The organism is Sideroxyarcus sp. TK5 (assembly GCF_054601595.1).
Window position 1 is genome coordinate 1 of the sequence record NZ_BAAHSJ010000024.1, and the last position, 2,913, is coordinate 2,913.

The window sequence follows — 2,913 nt, forward strand, 5'->3', positions numbered from 1 at the left end:
ATGCCGATCAGGGATTGGAAGGCTGCGCTAAACCGGTTTACTATCCAGTTCGAAGACCGGATGCCGCAGAAATAGAGAAACTCCGTTTACACAAAATTCTGAACGCCCTCGTTTGTCGCGCATCTTCCGTTTACCTTTCGATTCGCAACTCATTCGTCAACAGTTCCCACCGCCTTACTCGCGCGTGGCAGTGCTCAATGCCTTGCAGGCTTTAGACTTCAAAGTCGGTGAGCGGAACCTTGATAACAAGACACTTGCATCGCTTGAACAGCTTCCGTTCCCGGCAGTCGCTTTTCTGCGCCCCCAGCCTGCAGAGCAGACGGCTGACAAGCCAGATGCGGAGCAGGATAAGCCTTCTGCCAAACCCGATGATGCGGAACAGGAAGCAGCAGAAGAAGCGCCCGTCCTCACCGTCCCTGTATTGCTCATCAAGGCCAGCGGCGGACAGCTGATGTTCTTCCGAGCCGGGTCGGAATCTCCGGAAACGATCGCGATCGACGAGTTCTTCAAACTGTTTCGCACAGACATTCTGCTGATCGCGCGCAAGGAACAGAACGCAAGCGAGGGGGAAGAAGCTGCTAGTTCGCCCAAGGAGCCTGAACCGTTCGGCTTCCGCTGGTTCATCCCCGAGCTGATGAAACACAAGCGCATCTGGCGCGATGTGTTGATCGCCTCGCTGGCGATTCAGCTTGTCGGGCTCGTCACGCCGCTGTTCACCCAGGTCATCATCGACAAGGTCGTGGTACACCAGACGCAGAGCACACTCATCGCCATCGCGGTCGGGCTGGTCATGTTCATGCTGTTCTCCAGCGCCATGACCTGGCTGCGGCAATACTTTGTGCTGCATACCGGCAACCGCATCGATGCCGTGCTGGGCAGTCATGTCTTCCGCCACATGCTGCACTTGCCCGTACCGTATTTCGAGCAACGTCCTACGGGAACTTTGGTGGCCCGTCTGCATGGCGTCGAAACCGTGCGCGAATTCATCACTGGTGCGGCGGTGTCGTTACTGTTGGACTTTCCCTTCCTGCTCATCTTCCTCGCGGTGATGTTCTGGTACAGCTGGCAATTGAGCCTCATCGCCTTGTTGCTGATGTCGCTGATCACCCTGGCCAGCTTGCTCGTCACACCAGCATTGCGTGATCGGCTCAATGAACAGTTCATGCTGGGGGCCAAGAACCAGGCCTTTGTCACCGAGTACATCGCCGGTATGGAAACCGTCAAATCCTTGCAGATGGAACCGGTGTTGGTACAGAAGTATGGCGACTATCTGGCGCAGTATCTCGCCGCAGGCTTTGCCACCAAGCAACTCTCCAACTCCTTCAACGTCGTGGTCAATGCCTTGGAGCAGGTCATGACGCTGTCCATTCTGGTGGTCGGTGCATTGCTGGTGATGCAGAACGATGGATTCACCATCGGTATGCTGGTCGCTTTCCAGATGTTCGCTTCGCGCATGACACAGCCTATGTTGCGCTTGGCTAGTCTGTGGCAGGAATTCCAGCAAGCAGATATTGCGGTGAAGCGTCTGGGCGACCTGATGGACGTGCCCAACGAACCCTATTCCCTGACGCCGGCCCGTGCGCAGGGGGGAGCAGGGGGCTGCGTTGAACTCAAGGATGTCAGCTTCCGCTACAGCGACAAGCATCCCTATCTGTACCGCAATCTCACCCTCACCCTGCAAGCAGGCAATCTCACCGTGCTGATGGGACCATCAGGTTGCGGCAAGAGTACGCTGGCCAAGATGCTGCAAGGTTTCTACTGGCCGAGCGATGGAAGCATCCTGCTCGATGGCTATGATCTGCGCCATCTCGCTGCCAATGAGCTGCGTGCCAACTTCGGCGTGGTGCCGCAAGAGACACGCCTGTTCTCCGGCACCATCTACGACAACTTGCAACTTGCCAACCCACACGCCGGTTTCGAAGAGATCGTGCATGTGTGCAAGATGGCCGAGATCCATCAGGTCATCGAACAACTGCCGCAGGGCTACCAGACGCCCGTCGGCGAGAACGGTGTCGGCCTTTCCGGCGGACAGCGCCAGCGCATCGCCATCGCCCGTGCCCTGCTCAAGCATCCGCGCGTACTCATCTTCGACGAAGCGGTAAGCAACCTCGACACGCAAACCGCCGAACACTTCGCCACCACCATCAACAAGCTCAAGGGCAAGGTCACCATGCTTTTTATTACTCACCAGTTGCCCAAGGCACTACAGGTGGATGAAGTGCTCAAGTTCGGCATGCCGGAAGCGGGGGCGGACCACAACTCCGCTACCACCGTTGCTCATGCATCTCCGGTGCGATAAGGACAGCATGCGCGGCATGGGACCGATTCAAAGTACATCGTTTGGTAGTTTGCTTATTGTATGGGCTTGTCTGACGGTAACAGAGGCTAATGCCCTCACCTTCAAGGAAGCGGTGGAGCGTGCTGTAGCCAACGATCCACAATTCATTGCCGCACAAGCCAACCGTCAGGCCTCGCGAGCGCGCGTCACGCAGGCGGCTGCCGAGAATTTCTTCCAGGGCAGCATCTCCGTCAGTACCAGCAATAATCGGCGCGAATACCAAACGCGCACAGCCCCCCCCACCCAGTATCCGCTCGAAGCCTACAACATGAGTTCGGCGCAGCTCAGTTTTACCCAGCCGTTGTGGCGGCATGGCAACTGGATAGCCTTCATGCAGAGCAAGATCGGTCTGGAGCAGGCGGACTATCAGTTGCAGGCTGCCGGGCAGGACATGCTGATCCGGCTGACGCAAACCTGGTTTGACGTCATGCAGGCGCGCGACAACCGGATCGTCGCCGAATCGAAAGTGAGAGTCATGCAGCAACTATTCGAACAGGCGCTACGCTCTCATGAGAAAGGCATCCTGTCGACAACAGAATTGGAGGATGCTCGCGCGCAGCAAGCAATGGCCAGCG

Annotated in this window: 2 protein-coding genes; both read left to right on the top strand. The window is 57.3% G+C overall.

What is annotated here, in order from left to right; genetic code table 11:
* The first annotated feature begins 112 nt into the window (after nucleotides 1-112).
* Entirely contained in the window at nucleotides 113-2,299 is a 2,187-nt protein-coding gene (locus ACYPYQ_RS13500; protein WP_459724435.1) for a peptidase domain-containing ABC transporter, read from the top strand.
* A 16-nt stretch (nucleotides 2,300-2,315) separates the two neighbouring features.
* The coding region (locus ACYPYQ_RS13505) for a TolC family protein (protein ID WP_459724436.1) at nucleotides 2,316-2,913 on the top strand (598 nt) is incomplete at its 3' end.